Source organism: Ruegeria sp. CG8, from assembly GCF_056537165.1.
In genome coordinates this window covers 569,865-587,564 of sequence record NZ_JBQFRA010000002.1, presented here as the reverse complement: position 1 = coordinate 587,564, position 17,700 = coordinate 569,865, and the positions used below count along the sequence as shown (strand labels likewise).

Sequence of the window (17,700 nt, the reverse complement as noted above, 5' to 3'; positions counted from 1 at the left end):
TAGGCTTAATCGAATTCGTATTCGGGCCACAACTCGGGGTCGAAACCGTCCAACATGGGCCGGATATAGTCCGCAACCTGACGCCAGCCGCCAACCGATTTGGTCGAGATTTTGTTGCGCACCTGGTCGATACTGGCCGTACGTACCTGTTTCTTGTTTTCTTCCGGGTGCATCATGCTTTCGCGCCATTCGATCCCGCAGAATTCTGCAACCTGCTTGCTGTGGGTCTCGGGATCGGCCACCAGTTTTTCATAGGGCACCGTAAGGATGCGATCACCGAAGATGGCATCCCAATGCTGCATGTAGCGGCGATACATGTTGGCCGAGTGCGCGATCGAGTTCAGGTTCGATGCGTATCGCATTCCGCCCGCTGGAAAACGCCGGATCCATTTCGACAGGCCGACGTCCCGAGGGTCGCGCAGCATGTTGATGATCTTGGCGTTGGGGAAGGCTGCCAAAAGAAAACCAACACGCTGGTAGTTGTGCGGCATCTTGTCGACGAAAGCGATCGAACCCTCGGGGATCGGGGGCATCAACTCGCGGAAATGCTTGGCGAACTCAGCAGCTTCTGCGTCCGAGAATGCCTTCTTTTCGTTCGAGTATGGCGCCGAAAGGTCGGACCCGAGGTTCAGCTCTCCACATCCCGCGATGTCGGGGGCGGAACTCAGCATCATTTCCATCAAGGTGGTGCCCGACCGAGGCTGTCCGATCACGAAAATCGGCAAGGGCATTTCCTCGATCCCGGAACTTGGGACCGACGCGCTGTCAGGGAACAAGCCACAGATGCGGCGTAGTTTGCGCTCTTCTTCTTCGAAATCGTATGGGTTTTCGTCGTGCTGCACCCTGTTTGCGACTGCAAACTGCGCAAGGGCGGCCTCCAGCCCACCGATCTTCGATTGAAGCTGTGCCAGCGTGAATTCCAGAGTCGAATTGGGGTGTTTCCGCTTTGCGATCGCAGCCTCGACCCGAGGCAGCAATGCTTCGGCCTGTTCGGCGTCTACCATCGACGACAATTGGAACAACGCCGATGCGTGATACGGATCCTTGTCCAGCACGCGCCACAATAGGTCAGTACAGCCCTTTTTGTCGCCAGCCTGGTGCAGGTCCACCGCTCGGCGGAAGGCGATTTCGATGTTGTCGGGATCCAGCTCGTATGCACGCGCAATATCGGCCGAGGCCGCATCCACGAAGCCGACGCGCCCATAGGCCCTGCTGCGGGTGGACAGCAGCTTGGGGTTGTCCGGATCGGTCATCAGGCGCTTGGTGGCGTTCTCGATGATGCTGCGCCAGTTCTTGCCCTTGAGCGTGATTTCATCGATCACCCGGACGATCTCGCGGTTGCCGGGCATCTTTTCGGCCATGTTTTCGGCATAGGCCAACGCTCGCGCGATCTGGCCGGTCTGCATCAGGGCATTCGCAATGTTTTCGACGAATTGCGGGTCGTCCGGTTTCAGGCGGGCGGCTTCCTGGAAATGCGGCAGCGATTTCTTGTACTGCTTCATCTCGGTCAGAACGAACCCGGCAATCGCGTGGTAGTCCGCGTCTTTCGGGAATTTCTTGATGCCGAGGGTAGCTTTCTTCAGAGCCTGAGGAAGCTTGCCGGAGTCCAGATCCGCCACCGCCTTGGCCTTGAGGGAATTTGGTGCTTGATTTGTCATCTGACTGCGCGAGACCCTGTGCCTGATTGAAACTTTTGTTGTTGGTTCATTACCCATGTGCGGACGGTTTGCAATAACTCTTCCCAACGATGCCATGGCGCAGCTGTTCGTTGCGCGGCCTTCAAACGCATTGCCGGCGGTGCCCAACTACAACATCTGCCCGACAAATCAGGTGCATGTCGTGCGCGCCAGAGAGGGAGGGCGGCAGTTGGACCCGCTGCGGTGGGGTTTCTTGCCACATTGGTATAAAACCCAAAACGACGGTCCGCTGCTGATCAACGCGCGCGCCGAAACCCTGGCCCAGAAACCGGCATTTCGCGCAGCTTGCCGTGATCGGCGTTGCCTGATCGTGGCCACGGGTTTCTACGAATGGACCAAGACCCAAGACGGTGCGCGGCTGCCTTGGTACTTCCACCGCAGCGATGGTGCGCCCATCGCCTTTGCCGGCATCTGGCAGAACTGGGGCGAGGGTGAGGCGCGGCAGGCGACCTGCGCGATCGTCACGACCGCAGCCAACGACAATGTGCGTGCGGTTCATCACCGAATGCCGTTGATCATCGAACCGGCGGATTGGGCCTTGTGGCTGGGCGAGGTCGGCAAGGGGGCAGCCCTCCTGATGAAACCCGGCGCCGAGGATGTGTTGCAGTTTCACAGGGTCGGCACGGCCGTAAACTCCAACCGGGCCAGTGGGACGGACCTGATCGCGCCCGAAGCCGATGAATGACAGCGGCGGGGCCTTCTTTTCTTTTGCCATCCTGCGCGCTAAACCCCTGTCATGGCCCTGAAATTCTCAAACCTGCCGCAGCTGTACGCGCATCCGTTCGATACGATCATCGATGTGCGCAGCCCGGCCGAATTTGCCGAGGACCATCTGCCCGGCGCCATCAACCTCCCGGTTCTGGACAATGAGGAACGAGCACGTGTCGGCACGATCTACGTTCAGCAGAGCCCGTTTCTGGCGCGCAAGCTGGGGGCTGCCTTGGTATTTCGCAATGCCGCCACCCACATCGAGACGCAACTCAGCCACCACGAGGGCGGTTGGCGACCTCTGGTCTATTGCTGGCGCGGCGGTCAGCGGTCAGGATCCTTCACCTGGATGCTGCAGCAGATTGGCTGGCGAGCCGAGGTCATCGAGGGCGGATACCGCAGCTATCGGCGTTTGGTGAAGCAGTACCTCTACGATGACCCGCTGCCGTTCAAGCTGGTGGCGTTGGACGGCTACACCGGCACTGCAAAAACGGAACTTCTGGCCCAGTTGCAAACGCGCGGGGTGCAGGTTCTGGATCTCGAAGCGTTGGCCAATCACCGCGGTTCGCTGCTGGGCGAGCAACCGGGCGGACAACCCAGCCAGAAAGCGTTCGAATCTGCCTTGGCCTCGGCCATGTGTGCGCTTGATCCGGCACGGCCCGTGTTGGTCGAGGCCGAGTCGTCAAAAATCGGTTCGTTGATCCTGCCCCCAGCGGTCTGGCAGAGCCTGTGCCAAGCGCCGCGAATCCTTGTCACGGCAGATATCGAGGCGCGAACGGACTATCTGGTCGCTGCCTATGACGACATCCTGTCCGATGCCGAGCGTTTGCAGGACCGCCTGTCGCCGCTGCGGTTTCACCGGGGGCATGATGTCGTGGATGCGTGGATGGCTCAGATTGCCGAGGGCAACAAGAAAGCTCTGACGCGCGCCTTGATGGAGCAGCACTATGACCCGGCTTACGAAAAGTCGCGGAGAAACCACCAGTTTGATGTGATCGCGTGCGTTCATGCCGCGTCCTTGACCACGGACGGGCTGGATCAGGTCGCGTCGGAAATCGAAGGGATTGTGGCTCAGCTCTGAAGGCGCAGGCCGGGTGTGTCCCTCAATACACCGATGACTGCAGCCGGGTAACCAGCGGCACGCAAATGGTCGCAGATATTTCGTGCGTCGTCGGCTGAAACGGCAGCCAGCAACCCACCTGCGGTTTGAGGATCGAACAGCAGATCGGCTTTGCCGCCGATTGAAACTTCGGGCGCGATGGAACGATTGTCGTTGAACAAGCTGGACCGAACACCTTGCTGGCTAAGCTCGAGCGCGCCCTCCATGACCGGGACTGCGTCCAGGTTCAAGACTGCGCCACAGTTGGATGCCTCGCACAGGCCAACAAGATGCCCGGCCAGTCCGAACCCGGTGACGTCAGTCATGGCTTGGGCCTGGGCCAGAATGCGTGCGGCGTCACCCTGCGGCCGCGTCATGTGGTCATAGGCGGCCACTACCCACTCGCCGTTGGCTTGCCCTGCCATTTCCGCGGCCATCAGGACGCCGCTGCCAATCGGTTTGGTCAGGATCAACACATCACCGGGCCGCCCGCCGGACAGGGTGATCGGATCAGACTGGCACAAACCTGTGATGGTGAAGCCGATGGTAAGCTCATCGCCCATCGAGCTATGGCCGCCGACGATCTCAGCCCCGGCGCCGCGCATGACTTCGGTCGCGGTTTGCATGATTTCAGCCATGGTGCGGTGTTGCAGCTGGGAGGACATGCGCGGCAGGATCAGTGTGGCCGTCGCGGCCTGTGGGGTCGCACCCATCGCCCAGATGTCTCCCAGTGCGTGAATGGCCGCGATGCGGGTCATCAGAACAGGGTCCGGAACGAAGCTGCGCAAATGATCTGACGTCAGCACCTGCCGGACACCTTCAAAGGTCAGCATCGCTGCATCATCCCCGGGCAGGGGTATGATATCCGGACGGTCGGATCGCGGTACCGCGGACAGCGCGGCCTGCAAGGCGCCGCGACCCACCTTGGCGCCGCAACCGCCGCACATCGGCTTGTCGCCCAGAGCGTCGCGCAGTCCATCCGCATGGTGACGGGGAATTGCGGGGGCTGACATCTGGGGCAGCTCACGAAAGCGACGCATGAACTTCTGGTCGATATGGTTTTTCCACCGCCACATCACAGGTCCGCTGAATGACGTCCCAAAGCGCTCGGCCAGTGCCGAGCGTTCCCCCAACGAGACCAGCTTCAGGTAATCCTTCTGCGGCTTGTACCGGCGCATGGTTCCAGCCCCGAGGGCTGCGCGCAGGTTGTTGAAAAGAACAGGAGCCTCTCGCACGGCAAAGACACCGGCCTTGGGGCGCGGCGTGTCATCCAGATGAGCGCAGTCGCCGACTGCGAAGACCGATGGATCGCTGGACTGCAAATACCCGTTCACTCGGATAAAGCCGTCGTGCAGGTCCAGTCCGGTCTGGCCGATCCAGTCATAGGGACGGGCCCCCGCCGCGCCGGTTGTGAAATCAGCCGGGATGTGACGCTCATCGGTCAGTTGCACGCCTTCGGGTGTGATCTGCGCAATTTCGGCCTGTTCGATGCAGTCGATGCCAAGCTTTTCCATCGCCCGCCGAATGGTCTGGGCGGCTTTGGGGTTTATCGCTGTCAGGATATGCGCCTTGTCGATCAGAGTGACCGTTGCTTGCCGACCCTTGGCGCGCAGGGCATGAGCCATGGCCATCGCCAGTTCGACGCCCGCGACACCGCCGCCAATGACCGCCACCGAAGCAGGGTCGGTTGCCTCTAGATACTGGGCCCATTTTGAGGCAAAGGGACCAAGAGGTTTTGCCGGGATGGCATGTTCCGTGAACCCGGGCAAAGACGGCATGTCCGATGTTATTCCGACATTGATCGAGGCGACATCGAAAGCGACATCAGGGTGATCGGGCACATTCACCAGCCGCCGGTTCAGGTCCAGGCCGATCGCGGCACCCAGAATGATCCGGGCCCCCGCAAACCGCGCCAGCCGGATCAGATCGATGTCCAGGTCGCGGCGGGCATAGTGCCCCGCGACATATCCGGGCAACATCCCGGAATAGGGCGCGGTCGGGCCAGGATTGATCACGGTCAACCGCGCGCCGGGCAGGGGGTTCATCCCCCATTTCCGAAGGTAAAGCGCGTGCGTATGACCTCCGCCCACCAGAACCAGATCGCGGGTAAGTGGCAACGAAGGTGTTTTCATGAAGTCAGTTCGCGCTGTGATCCGGGACGTCTTCGACCTGCTCGACCGCGTGGGTGGCCCAAAGCTTGTCTTCGCCCGCGTCCGGCAGATCCTCGGGGGCTTCATGGCGGTGAATGTGCCACTTGGCAATGAACAGAGCCGTGATCGGAGCCGTCAGAAACAGGAACAGCGTGATCAGCAGTTCATGCATGGAAAGGCGCTGTTCGATCAGGATCGAATGAAAGATCGAGGCCAGCAACACACCGCCCACGCCCAGCGTGGTGGCTTTGGTCGGGGCGTGCAGCCGCGACATCGGATCCTTCAGCTTGATCATGCCGAATGACCCGACAAAGCCGAAAATCCCTGAAACGATCAGGAAAAATGCAATCAGAAGCTCGAAGATGAATTCCATGGCGGCCTCACTCGATGATGTTGCCGCGCAGCATAAAGCGCGCATAGGCCACGGTCGAAACAAAGCCCAGCATGGCAATGATCATGGCGGCTTCGAAAAAGATCTCGGTGCCCAGATGCAGGCCGTACAGGATCATCAGGGCGATGGTGTTGATCACCATCGTATCAAGGGCGAGCACTCGCGTTCCCACACCGTCGGCGGTGATGATCCGCCACAGGCACATCATGATCGCGGCCCCAAAGCAGGCAAAGGCAAAATAGATTGCATATTCGATCATTCGAAAATCTCCTTCAGGCGGCGCTCGTAACGCTGCTTGATCTGGTCTCGTACCGCGCCCGGATCCGGAGCGTCCAGGCAATGGACCAGCAGACAATGCCCTTGGGCCGAGAGGTCGCAACTGACGGTGCCCGGAGTCATGGTGATGGTTCCAGCCAGTACCGTGATCGCTTCGGGTGTGCGCAGTTCCAGCGGGATCGAGATCCAGTTCGGTTGTCTGTCCGCGTCGCGTTTGAACAGGATGATGCGGGCCACGGTCACGTTGGCCACCACGATGTCCCACAGAACCACGATCATGTACTCAACGACCATGGGCCAGTTCCGCAGGATGGGCCGGTCGGGCCAGTAGGGTTGGGTGATGAAGGGAATGATGATCCCCAGAAGCAATCCAAACACCAACGAGTTCAGCGAGGGCGCGTTGGCCAACAGCACCCAGACCAGAGTCAGCAGGAAGCTCAGATGCGGGTGGGGGAATATCCGGCGCAGCAGTTTCATCAGTCTTCCCTTCCCAATACGGCCGAGATGTACTGTTCCGGCGCGAACAGTTGCGCGGCGGTCTTGCGAGTGTAGTCCAGCGAGGGTCCGGCGAACAGGGTCAGCAGGACGAGGCCCAGAACCACTCCGAACACCGAGGTGAACGCCAGCCCCGGCTGCGGTTCAGGCGCGGGCCGGTGCGGGGGTTCATCATCGTTGGTGGCCTCGGTTTCGGGTTCCGGTTCGATCTGGGTGCTGGCGTCATAGCTTTTCCAGAAGATCAGGGATCCGGCGCGGGCCAGACCTACGATGGTGACGAAGGACCCGATCAGAACGACCGCCCAGACCGCAGTGGCATCCGGCGCAAACCAAGACGCATCCAGCACCAGAAGCTTGCCGATGAACCCCGACAAAGGCGGCATGCCCGCCATCGCTATGGCTCCAACGAAGAACAGCGCCGAGATCAGTCCGCTTTGCGGCATCGGCGTGCGGGGCGCAATGGCCCCTCCACGACGTTCCATCACCAGATCGGCCACCAGGAACAGCAGCGCGGTCGCCAAGGTTGAATGGTAGACGTAGTACAGAGCGGCGGCTGTGGCCGTCTCGGTGAACAAGGAAATAGCCACCAGCAGCGTTCCCATCGAGGCGATGGCGCAAAACGCAACCATGCGCGCGATGTGCCGCGTGCCCAGAATACCGATCGAGCCGATGGCAAGGGTCACCAGCGCGGCAGGTTGTAGCCAGTCACCAACCAGTCCTTCGGTGACGGCAACATCCGGGCCGAATGCCAAAGTATAGACCCGCAGGATCGAATAGGCCCCCACCTTGGTCATGATCGCAAACAGCGCGGCAACTGGCAGCGGCGCGTTGGCATAGCTGGCCGGCAGCCAGAAATGCAGCGGCAGGACAGCGGCCTTGATGCAGAAGACCAGCAGCAGAAGAACCGCACCCACGCGCAACAGGGCGGTGTCTTCGGCCGGAATTTCCGCGACGCGCACGGCGAGGTCGGCCATGTTCAGGGTACCGGTCACCGAATAGATCGTGCCCAATGCAAACAGGAACAGAGTTGACCCCAAGAGGTTGTAGGTGACGTATTGCACCCCGGCCTTCAGACGTACCGCGCCGCCGCCATGGGTCATCAGGCCGTAGGAGGCGATCAGCAATACCTCGAAAAACACGAACAGGTTGAAAGCGTCCCCGGTCAGGAAGGCGCCGCAGACACCCATAAGCTGGAATTGGAACAACGGGTGAAAGTGATTGCCGCGTTCGTCCCAACCGGACGCGATGGCGTACAGCACGACAGGCAAGGCTAGCAACGCCGTCAGCAGCACCATCATCGCGGACAGTCGGTCAAGGACTAAAACAATGCCAAACGGGGCTGGCCAATCGCCCAGTTCGTAGACATGAATCTCGCCGCCCGCCGCCTGCGCAGTGATGGTCAGCGCGATGCCGAGCAAGCCCACCACACCGGCGACTGAAAAGATACGCTGCAGGTCCAGATGGTACCGCAGAACCATGATGATGAAGGGGGCCAGGATCGCGGGCAGGACGATCGGCGCAACGATCCAGTGGTTCATGCGTCTTCTCCTGCGTCATCCACGCTGTCCTGCGCGGCCATGTCTATATGGTCATCCTTCGAAGACAGGTAGGCGCCCAGAGCGATCATCACGATCACAGCTGTCATCCCGAACGAGATCACAATCGCCGTCAGCACAAGGGCCTGCGGCAATGGATCAGTATAGGGAACCTCTTCGTATTTGTTCAGAACTGCAGGCGCGTTCACGGCCAGCCGTCCCGTGGCGAACAGGAACACGTTGACCGCATAGGTCAGCAGAGACAGGCCCAGGATGACCGGAAAGGTCCGACGGCGCAGGATCAGAAAGATCCCTGCGGCGGTCAGAACGCCAACGGCCGATGCGACGAGTGCTTCCATCAGCCCTGCTCCTTCGCTTTTTCTTGCTCTTCGGCCAGATCATCCCGCAACGGGTTGATGTCCATCGGGAATTCCTGCGCCATGCCCGGCCGCCACGCGAACCGCGACAGGCTGTCAAGAGCCAGCATTACGGCGCCCAGAACGGCCAGGAACACGCCTGTGTCGAACAGCATGGCCGTGGCCCATTCGAACTCTTCCAGCGGTGGCCAATGCAGATAGCCGAAATCGCTGGTCAGGAAGGGCCGCTCGTTGAACCAGGCGCCCAAACCCGTGGCTGCAGCGATCAAAACGCCCCAGCCGATTGTGCCATGGTAGTAGAACCGCTGCCGCTCGATCGCCCAGGTATAGCCACTGGCCATGTACTGCATCAGGAAGGCGATCGCGACCACCAGACCGGCGATGAACCCGCCTCCGGGCTGGTTGTGCCCCCGGAAGAAGATGTAGGCGCCCACCATAAGGGCGATCGGCATCATCACACGTGTGGCAACAACCATCATCAGCGGGTGTGAGTCACCTGACTGGGGCCAGTGCGGTTTGCGGTTCAGCAGGTAGGCGCGGACACTGGTGCCCAGCACGGCCTCGGTCAGGGCAAAGATGATCAAGGCCGCGATCCCCAGCACGATGATCTCGCCGAAGGTATCAAATCCCCGGAAGTCCACCAGGATCACGTTGACCACGTTGGTGCCTCCGCCACCCTTGTAGGAATTGGCCAGGTGGAACTCCGAAATCGTCGGGAAGGCGAAATCGCGCAGCATGAGCGCATAGATCAAGCCCCCGGCGCCGATACCGGCCACTACCGAAATGGCGGCATCACGCCAACGCCGTGCCGCGCTGCTGTCCCATGGGGTCTCGGTCGGCAGGAAATTCAGCGACAGCAGCAGCAGTATCATCGTGACGACTTCGACCGAGATCTGCGTCAGGGCTAGATCAGGCGCGGACAGATAGTTGAAGGCCATCGACACGATCAGGCCGACGACACCGATCAAAACAAGCGACAGCAAACGGTTCCGGTGGAACCACATGATGCCCATCGTCGCCACGATCAGGCACAGCCAGCCGATGATCGGAATGATTGGAGCCGGCAGCGGAACCCGCGTTTCCACGCCAATCGTGCCGGTCGAATAGGCATAGTATCCAAGGCCGACCGTAAAGGCGATCAGGATGATCGCATAGCGGCTGATGACACCGTTGTGCAGCTCGTCCGTGATCCACCGGCTGGCGGCGGTCAATCCGCCGATCACGGCGTCGAAGATGGTCTTGGCCTCGGGGCGGGGCAGGATATTCCAGACCTGCTCGCCGCGGCGGTGCAAAGCCAACAGGAAGAGGCCGCCAAAAGTTGCGACGATCGACATGTACAAGGCAGGCGTGAACCCGTGCCACAGCTTCAGTGAGTAATAGGGCAGCTTCTCGCCGCCGATCACCGCGGAAGACACAACCGCAACCAAGGGGCCGACGATGGCGGCCGAGTTCAGGCCGATCAGCACGACCAGCACGACCAGGAATGCCGGAGCCAGCCACAGCCCCACCGGCGGGTCATGCGGGTGCGCAGGGTAATCCTCGCGTTCAGGGCCCAGGAAGACGTGGGACACGAACCGGAAGGAATATGCGGCAGAGAAGATCGCGGCTACCAGGGCAAGGGCTGGCACCAGATAGTGCGAGTTTCGCCAGACCGTGTGCACGGTTTCTTCCAGCATCATTTCCTTCGACAGGAATCCGTTCAAAGGTGGAATCCCTGCCATGGACAATGCGGCGATTGTTCCAATCGAAAAGGTGATCGGCATCAAATGGCGCAGGCCGCCCAGGCGCTTGATGTCCCGGGTGCCGGTTTCGTGGTCCACGATCCCGGCGGTCATGAACAGGGCGGCCTTGAAGGTGGCGTGGTTGATGATGTGAAAGATGGCGGCCACGACCGCGATCTTGGTGCCAAAGCCCAGCAGCATCGTGACCAGCCCCAGATGCGACACCGTCGAAAACGCCAGCAACGCCTTGAGGTCATCCTTGAACAGCGCGATCACCGCGCCGATCAGCATGGTCACCAGGCCGGTGGTGGCGACGATGTAGAACCACGCCTCGGTTCCGGCCAGAACCGGCCACATGCGCGCCATCAGAAACAGGCCAGCCTTCACCATCGTGGCCGAGTGCAGATAGGCCGAAACCGGCGTTGGAGCGGCCATTGCATGCGGCAGCCAGAAATGGAACGGGAACTGGGCCGACTTGGTGAAACATCCCAGCAGGATCAGTATCAACGCCGGCAGGTAGTAGGGCGAAGACTGGATCAGCTCCCGGTTCTGCAAGATCACGCTCAGGTCATAGGACCCCACGATATTGCCCAGGATCAGCATTCCTGCGATCATCGCCAGCCCGCCGGACCCGGTGACCGCCAGCGCCATCCGCGCGCCCTGGCGACCTTCGGGCAGGTGTTTCCAATAGCCGATGAGCAAGAACGAACTGAGCGAGGTCAATTCCCAGAAAACCAGCAAAAGCAGTATGTTGTCGGACAGAACGATACCGACCATCGCGCCCTGGAACAGCAGGAGATAGGTATAGAATTGCCCCATTGGGTCTTCACGCGACAGGTAGAACCGCGCGTACAGGATGATCAGCAGACCAATGCCAAGGATCAGCAGCGCGAACAGAAATCCCAGCCCGTCCAGCATGAAATTGGCGTTCAACCCCAGCCCTGGAATCCAGTCGAACCGCGCGGTGACCACCGCGCCGTTCATGACGTCTGGGATATGAATCAGCAGCCCCATCAAGGCCAGAAACGTGGTCAATCCCGCTGCCGACGCGGCTGCGTTGCGCCCGGCGCGGATCAGCAGGGCGGGAAAGACAGCTCCGAGGAAGGGAAGGGCCGCGATAAGGAATAGGGACAAGTGCGATACTCCGGGCTGAGCGGTCAGGGTGCTGTTGATTTTGTAAGGATAATTTATTGACTGTCCAGCTATTGCAAGTTTTTCACCTTGCACTACTCCCCGCGATTTTTCAGCTAAAGCCTGCGCGAAAATGACGCGAACTTGATCTGCGCCCGGCTTTTCGGCGCAGCGCCGGAGGCGGACCCGTGATAAAACCGGCGTGGAAAAACCGGAGGGTGCACATTGGCGATCAAAACCATGCTCAGCCGCAGAGGCGTGTTCCTTGGGGGCGCAGCCGCTGTTCTCGCGGGTTTTGCGTTCCGTGAATACCGTCTGATCCCCGAAGACTTTTCTGGCGGTAAGTTGACCGTCGCTCAGGCGCATGAAAAGGCTGTTGCGGGGGAAATCCTGTTGCTCGACATCCGGACTCCGCGCGAATGGCGTGCCTCAGGCATCGGGCAGGGCGCTCAACCGCTGGACATGCGCCGTGAAGACTTTCTGGATGCGTTGGATCGCCTGTCCGGCGGTGACAAGGGGCGGCCGATTGCCGTGATCTGCGCCCGTGGTGTGCGGTCAGCGCGGCTTGGCAACAGGTTGACCGAGGCGGGCTACGGCAACATCCTTGACGTGCCCGAAGGGATGCTGGGGTCAGCCGCAGGTCCGGGCTGGGTGCGGGCCGGGCTGCCGGTGCAGGCGTATTCGGAGGGGGCGTGATGAGGCTCAGGGATCTGTTGGCCGTGTTGTTCGCAACGGCCGCAACTCCGGCATTGGCCGCGTGTGGGCAGGATCAGGGTGTTTGCGAGACGGACTCCGGAAGCTATCGCATCGAGTTGCCGGAAGCTTCCAACCCTCCATTGGTCGTGTTCCTGCATGGGTATGGCGGCAGCGCGCAGGGAACCATGAAAAACCGCGGTATGGTCGAACCCTTGCTGGCGCGGGGATATGCGGTCATGGCCCCCGAGGGGGCCGAGCGGAACGGTCGAAAAAGCTGGAACTTCTATCCGGGGTGGGACGGGCGAGACGAAGCCGCGTTCCTGAAGGAGGTTGTTGCGGATGCGGTCCAACGGTTCGGGGTCGATGACCATCGCGTGGTGCTGGGGGGATTCTCGGCCGGCGGCTTCATGGTGAACTATTTGGCCTGCGCCGATCCCGAGACATTCTCGGCCTACGTGCCGGTCTCAGGCGGATTCTGGCGTCCGCATCCCGAAAGCTGCGCGGGGCCCGTGCGCCTTTTTCACACACATGGCTGGACCGACAACGTGGTGCCGCTAGAGGGGCGCGCACTGGGCGGCGGTCGGTTCCTTCAGGGCGATATCTTCGCCGGGCTCGAGATCTGGCGGCAGGCCAACGAATGCGCCGACAACCGTCCGGACGGGTTTTCGACGACAGGCCAGTTCATGCGCCGCAAGTGGACCGCCTGTGCTGACGGCAGCGCATTGGAGTTCGCGCTGTTTCCCGGCGGTCATTCCGTCCCTCGGGGTTGGGCCGACATGATGGTGGATTGGTACGAAGGGTTGCCCGGCGGGTGATCATTCCGCCGGGGTCATGGTTCCCTTGCCCTCGATCAGGCGTTTCAACTCGTTGCGATGCGAACGTGCCGCCCGCGTGATGGCGGGCTCGTGGAAATCCTCGGGCATGCCGACCATGCGACGCGCCGCAGCGGCAGATACGCCGCTGAGAGCGGAGAGCGGTACCGCAAAGGTCAGGCTGATGGCGATTGGAGCCAGCCAGACCGAGACCAACCCGGCGAGGATACCCGCGCTCAGCGCGAGGCCGCTGATGGTTTCGAGCGCGTGACACACGATCAGCGTCCGCAGCCCATAGGTGCCGCCATCCCGTGCCTGCGGAGTCCAACCTTTTTGCACACCGAGAAGGGTGCGGAACACGGCGATCATCTGCTGCACCATAAGGATCGGTGCGTACAGGATCGACAGCACGACCTCGAACAGGAATGACGCAAGAAACCGGGTCCGGCCGCCGAAATCTTCATAGCGAACACCGCTGAGGGGCAATGCCAGGGCACCCAGAATCTTGGGGGCCAGCAGCATCGCGTACATGACAAGGATGATCAGAACATGCCGCGTTTCGGTCATTTCCGGCCACTGGGGGAACATCGGATTGTCCGGGCTGAAATAGTGCAGCACCGAAGCATCCTTGCCCTGACCGATCAACGCCCACATGACCAGCAGTGCGAACCACAAGGGTGACATCAGGTATCCGACGGCGCCGTGGAACAGATGAAACCGCGACACGGCCCGAAACCCGGTCGAGCCGAGCAGACGCAGATGCTGCAGATTGCCCTGGCACCAGCGGCGGTCGCGTAGGGCGTGGTCGATCAATGTCGGCGGTGTTTCCTCGTACGAGCCTCGGATGCGCGGCAGAAAGCGAACGCCCCAACCGGCGCGGCGCAGCAACCCGGCCTCGACGAAGTCGTGGCTCATGATCAGTTGTTCCTGGCCCGAGAGCGAGCGCAGCTTGGGCAGACCCGCACAGGTCGCAAAGGCCTTGGTACGGATGATGGCGTTGTGGCCCCAATAGTTGCCTTCCTGGCCACACCAACGGGACAGGCCCTCTGCAAATGCGATGCCGTATACACCATTGGCGAATTGCTGCATCCGGGCAAAGACGGACTGGGCACCGATCAGCTGCGGATAGCTTTGGATCAGGCCGGCGCCGGGATCGCGGGCCAGCGCGTCGGTCAGCCGCGCGATCGCGCGCCCGGTCATCAAGCTGTCGGCGTCCAGAACCAGCATTGCATCCCAAGCGCCACCCCAGCGGCTGACCCAATCAGCTATATTGCCGACCTTGCGGTCCGTATTCTGTTCCCTGCGTCGGTAATACAGCTCAAGACCCGGGGCCAGCGTGGTACGCAGCGCCTCGATGCTGGCCTGTTCCTGGGCCGCGATTTCCGGATCGCGGGTGTCGGACAGGATGAACATCGCATAGTGATGCTTGCCCCCTCGGGCGCGCAGTTCTTCGAGCATCGTGCGGGCATTGCCCAACACGTTCCACGGCACTTCGTTGTAGACGGGCATCAGCAAAGCGACCCGCAGTGGTTGCGCGCGACCCTGCCGTACCGGACGCTCTTGCCGGGCCAGAGAGACCATGCCCAGAAGGACGGTGCAGACCGTGAAGGAAATCCAGAAAAAATTGAACGAAATCAATGCCAACAGGATGGCTTCGACCACGTTTATCCCTTCGGCGTCGAACCAGTCCGCCATGACCCACAGCAAAGCAACCGAGGCGGCCATGGCAGGGGAAAACGCCAATGCGCGCCAAAGGCCAGCCGACGACCGGCGGGCATCCGCAGGTGCTTGGGCGTCCCGAAACCCGGCGCCAAAGTCCTGCTCCGGCATTGCCAGCGGTGCCTCGGGCGGCATGATTTTCAGGTCCGGGATTATGCTGTCCATCTGTACATCCAGACTTCCGAGGCGGGCTCGTCACCCAGCCTCAGTTGCGCGCGCAATTCGACGTGGTCGCGGTCGCCGGGCTGAAACGAGAAGGCCAGACGCAAACCGCCCGTATCCGGGTTGCGTTGCAGAACCCCGTCCGAAGTTTCCGCATGAGGCGACTGCACGAACACGCTGAGGACGTCCGGATCGTCGAACAACTCGCTGGCTTCGAAGTCGATCACCGCAAGCCGTCCTTCGCCGAAAGTGTTCTCGCCCATTGCGGTGTTGATCACCCGCGGCATGGCGGTCCGCTGAGGTTCCTCGCCCCAGATCAGGCGGTACGACAAGTCGAGCTGAGCACCGGCAGCGACCGGTTCCGCAGGACGCCAATAGGCGACAATGTTGTCGTAGATCTCCTGATCGGCCGGAATTTCGACCAGAGTGACCGTACCTTTACCCCAATCGCCCATCGGCTCGACCCAAAGCCCGGGGCGCTTGTGGTATTGCGCCTCGAGGTCGGCATAGTCGGAAAACGCGCGTTTGCGCTGCATCAGTCCGAACCCGCGCGGATTCATGTCGACGAATGAGGACACCTGCAATCGCTTGGGATTGGCGAGCGGGCGCCAAATCACTTCTCCCGCCCCGTTTCGGATCATCAGCCCGTCGCTGTCGTGCACGGCCGGACGGAAATCGTCGAACCGGTTGTGATTGGTCTGATCGAACAGGAACATCGACGTCCCCGGAGCGATCCCTACATGGGGAAGTTCTTCCCGAGCAAACAAGGTTGCCTGCACCTCCATGATGCAGTCAGCGCCGGCCGAGATATCGAACCGGTAGGCGCCGGTCACACTGGGGCTGTCCATCAGGGCGTGAACGATCATGTTGCGCTGGCCGGGCTTTGGGCGCTCCAGCCAAAATCGGATGAAATCCGGAAATTCTTCGCCCTCGGGATCCCCGGTTTTTAGTGCAAGACCACGGGCCGACAGACCATAGACCTCGTGCAGGCCGATGGCACGGAAATAGCTGGCTCCCTGAAAGACGCAGAACTCGTCCGTCTTGCCAGGGCGATGCATCTCGGTGCGCAGCCGGAAACCCGAAAAACCCAGCGTTTCGTCTACGGGCAGATCGGGGACATCCTCGGCCCGGTCGAACATCTCGAGGTCGAAGGCAACCGGCGCGGTCATCCCGTTCTCAACCGCCGAGACCTGAACGGTTCGCGGAAAGTAGAGGCCGGGGGTGAAGAAATCGACGTTGAACGGCGTATCGGTCCCGTACCAAAGCGCACGGTCCAGCCGGAATCGGATGGAGCGGTACTGTTCGTAGGTGAGGTCCTGCCACGCCTGCGGAACGGTTTCGCGCGCCTCGTAGGGGCGGCTGGCCAGATCGCGGGCAAGGGCGATGATGTCGGCCCGGTCGAATGGCACCCCGCCACCGGTGGCAAAGGTGGCCGGGGCGAAGGCCAGCGCCGTAGTCGACGCAAGGAATGCACGACGCGTGAACTTCATGACTTCGATTTCCATGGGTGTGATTTGAACCAAGCGGCCAGATAAGCCACGCCGATGATCAATGCAAATCCAATTAGATTTGCGGCCAGAACGGTGGCAAAATCCCGCCCAAATTCGTCGAGGAAAACGCCGATAAGTCGTGCTGCTGCCATGGAAAATACAAAAACCGCCAAGGACTGCTGGCCCACTTTGGTGATCTGCTTCAGGATCCATCGCCACAGCTGCGCGCCGATCGTGTTGCCGGTGGCGATCAGGCGATGCCCATGTTGCCCAGCAGCCACCCATCCCAGGTAGGCCAGCGACAGGAAATGCATGTACCGGAACAGGCCGAAATCTGTTTTTTCGCGCAGTTCGCTTGTCAGGGGCCAGACCTTTCGGATGTTTTCGGCAAGATCCGGTGCGGCCGCTTGGACCCACAAGAACACTTTCCACGATCCGAACGGGGCCGAGAGGACGAGGAACAATGCCGCGGCCCAGATCAGCGTCTTGGAAACCGGCGGCGCGGGAATCCAGCCTCGCATGAATGCAAAGCCAGTGAAAAACAGCAACTGCCATCCAAACGGGTTGAAGAACCACTGGCGGTCCGACCACGGTTCGGCCGGAAGCGCCAACATTCCGGTCTGCGCCACCAGCCAGATCGCGACCGAGACCAACCCGACCGCCCAGATGCTGAGGCGCGACAGCCCCATGAACATCGGCATCATTGCCAGAACGACTAGGTACATCGGCAGGATGTCGAAATAGTTCGGCACATAAGTCAGGGTGAACAGCCCCACCATCTGTGGCATCGGGTCGTTGAAGAAATGCTGCAGGTTCAATCCCGAGACATAGCTTTTGTCGAAGGCTCCGGACAGATCCAGCGCCGCCATGGACATGGCGACAAAGAAAAACAGGCAGATATGGGCCCAGTAGACTTGCCAGATGCGGAAGCTGACCCGGGCAGTCCCCATCCACCAGCCCTTGCGTTCGAACGCGCCGCCAAAGGCGATCGCCGAAGCCATGCCCGAGCAGAAAACAAAGATTTCAGTCGCGTCCGAGAATCCGAAACGGGCCGGGATCCATCTGGCCCAAGGGTCGTTCGGGATGTGCGCGATCAGGATGATGAACATCGCAATACCGCGATAGAAATCCAGCCGCGGGTCGCGGGTTGAGGCAGCGGGGGCGGAGGATGCCGCCACCGGCGCAAAATCAGAAGCGGGCGATGCGGTCGCCATTCGTTTCTCTGTCCTTTGTGGTCGTCT

The 17,700-nt window shown here is 61.0% G+C and carries 15 protein-coding genes; 4 read left to right on the top strand and 11 right to left on the bottom strand.

The annotated features are described in order from the left end of the window. Positions 1-5: 5 nt before the first annotated feature. Entirely contained in the window at positions 6-1,658 is a 1,653-nt protein-coding gene (locus ACR0EF_RS08920) for a tetratricopeptide repeat-containing sulfotransferase family protein (RefSeq protein WP_170372146.1), read from the bottom strand. Positions 1,659-1,713: 55 nt separating this feature from the next. Between ACR0EF_RS08920 and ACR0EF_RS08915 the strand changes: the two genes are divergently transcribed. Together ACR0EF_RS08915 and mnmH are read left to right on the top strand one after the other, a co-directional pair. Further along, positions 1,714-2,382 (top strand): SOS response-associated peptidase, encoded by a 669-nt coding sequence (locus ACR0EF_RS08915; RefSeq protein WP_170370799.1) that lies wholly within the window; start codon positions 1,714-1,716, stop codon positions 2,380-2,382. 51 nt (positions 2,383-2,433) lie between these two features. Next, entirely contained in the window at positions 2,434-3,486 is a 1,053-nt protein-coding gene (gene mnmH / locus ACR0EF_RS08910) for a tRNA 2-selenouridine(34) synthase MnmH (RefSeq protein WP_170372148.1), read from the top strand. On the opposite strand, the gene selD is transcribed toward mnmH, so the two are convergent. Genes selD through ACR0EF_RS08875 form a run of 7 tightly spaced genes read right to left on the bottom strand, consistent with a single transcriptional unit; the run spans position 3,477 to position 11,583 of the window. After that, positions 3,477-5,636: a selenide, water dikinase SelD gene (gene selD, locus ACR0EF_RS08905; protein WP_170372150.1), complete on the bottom strand. Its 2,160-nt coding sequence runs from the start codon at positions 5,634-5,636 to the stop codon at positions 3,477-3,479. The two genes, mnmH and selD, sit on opposite strands and share 10 nt — an antisense overlap. Positions 5,637-5,640: 4 nt before the next feature. Then, a complete protein-coding gene (locus ACR0EF_RS08900) occupies positions 5,641-6,027 on the bottom strand; it encodes a Na+/H+ antiporter subunit G (RefSeq protein WP_093962618.1) in 387 nt (128 codons plus the stop codon). A 7-nt stretch (positions 6,028-6,034) separates the two neighbouring features. Then, positions 6,035-6,304 (bottom strand): K+/H+ antiporter subunit F, encoded by a 270-nt coding sequence (locus ACR0EF_RS08895; RefSeq protein WP_093962617.1) that lies wholly within the window; start codon positions 6,302-6,304, stop codon positions 6,035-6,037. Continuing rightward, positions 6,301-6,798, bottom strand: a complete 498-nt coding sequence (locus ACR0EF_RS08890; RefSeq protein ID WP_170337690.1) for a Na+/H+ antiporter subunit E — start codon at positions 6,796-6,798, stop codon at positions 6,301-6,303. The genes ACR0EF_RS08895 and ACR0EF_RS08890 overlap by 4 nt, the downstream gene beginning before the upstream one ends. After that, positions 6,798-8,354 carry a monovalent cation/H+ antiporter subunit D gene (locus ACR0EF_RS08885; protein WP_170372152.1) on the bottom strand — a complete coding sequence of 519 codons (1,557 nt, stop codon included), beginning with the start codon at positions 8,352-8,354 and terminating at the stop codon, positions 6,798-6,800. Before ACR0EF_RS08885 ends, ACR0EF_RS08890 begins: the two co-directional genes overlap by 1 nt. Continuing rightward, the gene (locus tag ACR0EF_RS08880) at positions 8,351-8,710 is read right to left on the bottom strand and encodes a Na+/H+ antiporter subunit C (protein ID WP_170337694.1); all 360 of its coding nucleotides are present in this window, start codon (positions 8,708-8,710) and stop codon (positions 8,351-8,353) included. The genes ACR0EF_RS08885 and ACR0EF_RS08880 overlap by 4 nt, the downstream gene beginning before the upstream one ends. Next, positions 8,710-11,583, bottom strand: a complete 2,874-nt coding sequence (locus ACR0EF_RS08875) for a monovalent cation/H+ antiporter subunit A (RefSeq protein WP_170372154.1) — start codon at positions 11,581-11,583, stop codon at positions 8,710-8,712. Before ACR0EF_RS08875 ends, ACR0EF_RS08880 begins: the two co-directional genes overlap by 1 nt. A gap of 237 nt (positions 11,584-11,820) precedes the next feature. Here ACR0EF_RS08875 and ACR0EF_RS08870 point away from each other — a divergent pair, with 237 nt between their 5' ends. Together ACR0EF_RS08870 and ACR0EF_RS08865 are read left to right on the top strand one after the other, a co-directional pair. Continuing rightward, a complete protein-coding gene (locus ACR0EF_RS08870; protein ID WP_170370992.1) occupies positions 11,821-12,276 on the top strand; it encodes a rhodanese-like domain-containing protein in 456 nt (151 codons plus the stop codon). Then, positions 12,276-13,091, top strand: a complete 816-nt coding sequence (locus ACR0EF_RS08865; protein WP_170370796.1) for a CE1 family esterase — start codon at positions 12,276-12,278, stop codon at positions 13,089-13,091. The genes ACR0EF_RS08870 and ACR0EF_RS08865 overlap by 1 nt, the downstream gene beginning before the upstream one ends. On the opposite strand, the gene mdoH is transcribed toward ACR0EF_RS08865, so the two are convergent. From mdoH to ACR0EF_RS08850, 3 genes are read right to left on the bottom strand one after another with little or no spacing between them, the layout of a single operon-like run. Next, complete coding sequence (gene mdoH, locus ACR0EF_RS08860; RefSeq protein ID WP_170338174.1) at positions 13,092-14,972, bottom strand: glucans biosynthesis glucosyltransferase MdoH; 1,881 nt, start codon at positions 14,970-14,972, stop codon at positions 13,092-13,094. Further along, entirely contained in the window at positions 14,960-16,459 is a 1,500-nt protein-coding gene (locus tag ACR0EF_RS08855; RefSeq protein ID WP_170370795.1) for an OpgD/OpgG family glucan biosynthesis protein, read from the bottom strand. Before ACR0EF_RS08855 ends, mdoH begins: the two co-directional genes overlap by 13 nt. After that, positions 16,456-17,673, bottom strand: coding sequence for an OpgC family protein (locus ACR0EF_RS08850; RefSeq protein WP_170370794.1), 1,218 nt, complete (start codon positions 17,671-17,673; stop codon positions 16,456-16,458). Before ACR0EF_RS08850 ends, ACR0EF_RS08855 begins: the two co-directional genes overlap by 4 nt. Positions 17,674-17,700: the final 27 nt, after the last annotated feature.

What these genes read in the sequence shown, in the direction of transcription:
- ACR0EF_RS08920 (WP_170372146.1), bottom strand. Translation starts at nt 1,658, where the DNA reads ATGACAAATCAAGCACCAAATTCCCTCAAGGCCAAGGCGGTGGCGGAT.
- ACR0EF_RS08915 (WP_170370799.1), top strand. Translation starts at nt 1,714, where the DNA reads ATGTGCGGACGGTTTGCAATAACTCTTCCCAACGATGCCATGGCGCAG.
- mnmH (WP_170372148.1), top strand. Translation starts at nt 2,434, where the DNA reads ATGGCCCTGAAATTCTCAAACCTGCCGCAGCTGTACGCGCATCCGTTC.
- selD (WP_170372150.1), bottom strand. Translation starts at nt 5,636, where the DNA reads ATGAAAACACCTTCGTTGCCACTTACCCGCGATCTGGTTCTGGTGGGC.
- ACR0EF_RS08900 (WP_093962618.1), bottom strand. Translation starts at nt 6,027, where the DNA reads ATGGAATTCATCTTCGAGCTTCTGATTGCATTTTTCCTGATCGTTTCA.
- ACR0EF_RS08895 (WP_093962617.1), bottom strand. Translation starts at nt 6,304, where the DNA reads ATGATCGAATATGCAATCTATTTTGCCTTTGCCTGCTTTGGGGCCGCG.
- ACR0EF_RS08890 (WP_170337690.1), bottom strand. Translation starts at nt 6,798, where the DNA reads ATGAAACTGCTGCGCCGGATATTCCCCCACCCGCATCTGAGCTTCCTG.
- ACR0EF_RS08885 (WP_170372152.1), bottom strand. Translation starts at nt 8,354, where the DNA reads ATGAACCACTGGATCGTTGCGCCGATCGTCCTGCCCGCGATCCTGGCC.
- ACR0EF_RS08880 (WP_170337694.1), bottom strand. Translation starts at nt 8,710, where the DNA reads ATGGAAGCACTCGTCGCATCGGCCGTTGGCGTTCTGACCGCCGCAGGG.
- ACR0EF_RS08870 (WP_170370992.1), top strand. Translation starts at nt 11,821, where the DNA reads ATGCTCAGCCGCAGAGGCGTGTTCCTTGGGGGCGCAGCCGCTGTTCTC.
- ACR0EF_RS08865 (WP_170370796.1), top strand. Translation starts at nt 12,276, where the DNA reads ATGAGGCTCAGGGATCTGTTGGCCGTGTTGTTCGCAACGGCCGCAACT.
- mdoH (WP_170338174.1), bottom strand. Translation starts at nt 14,972, where the DNA reads ATGGACAGCATAATCCCGGACCTGAAAATCATGCCGCCCGAGGCACCG.
- ACR0EF_RS08855 (WP_170370795.1), bottom strand. Translation starts at nt 16,459, where the DNA reads ATGAAGTTCACGCGTCGTGCATTCCTTGCGTCGACTACGGCGCTGGCC.
- ACR0EF_RS08850 (WP_170370794.1), bottom strand. Translation starts at nt 17,673, where the DNA reads ATGGCGACCGCATCGCCCGCTTCTGATTTTGCGCCGGTGGCGGCATCC.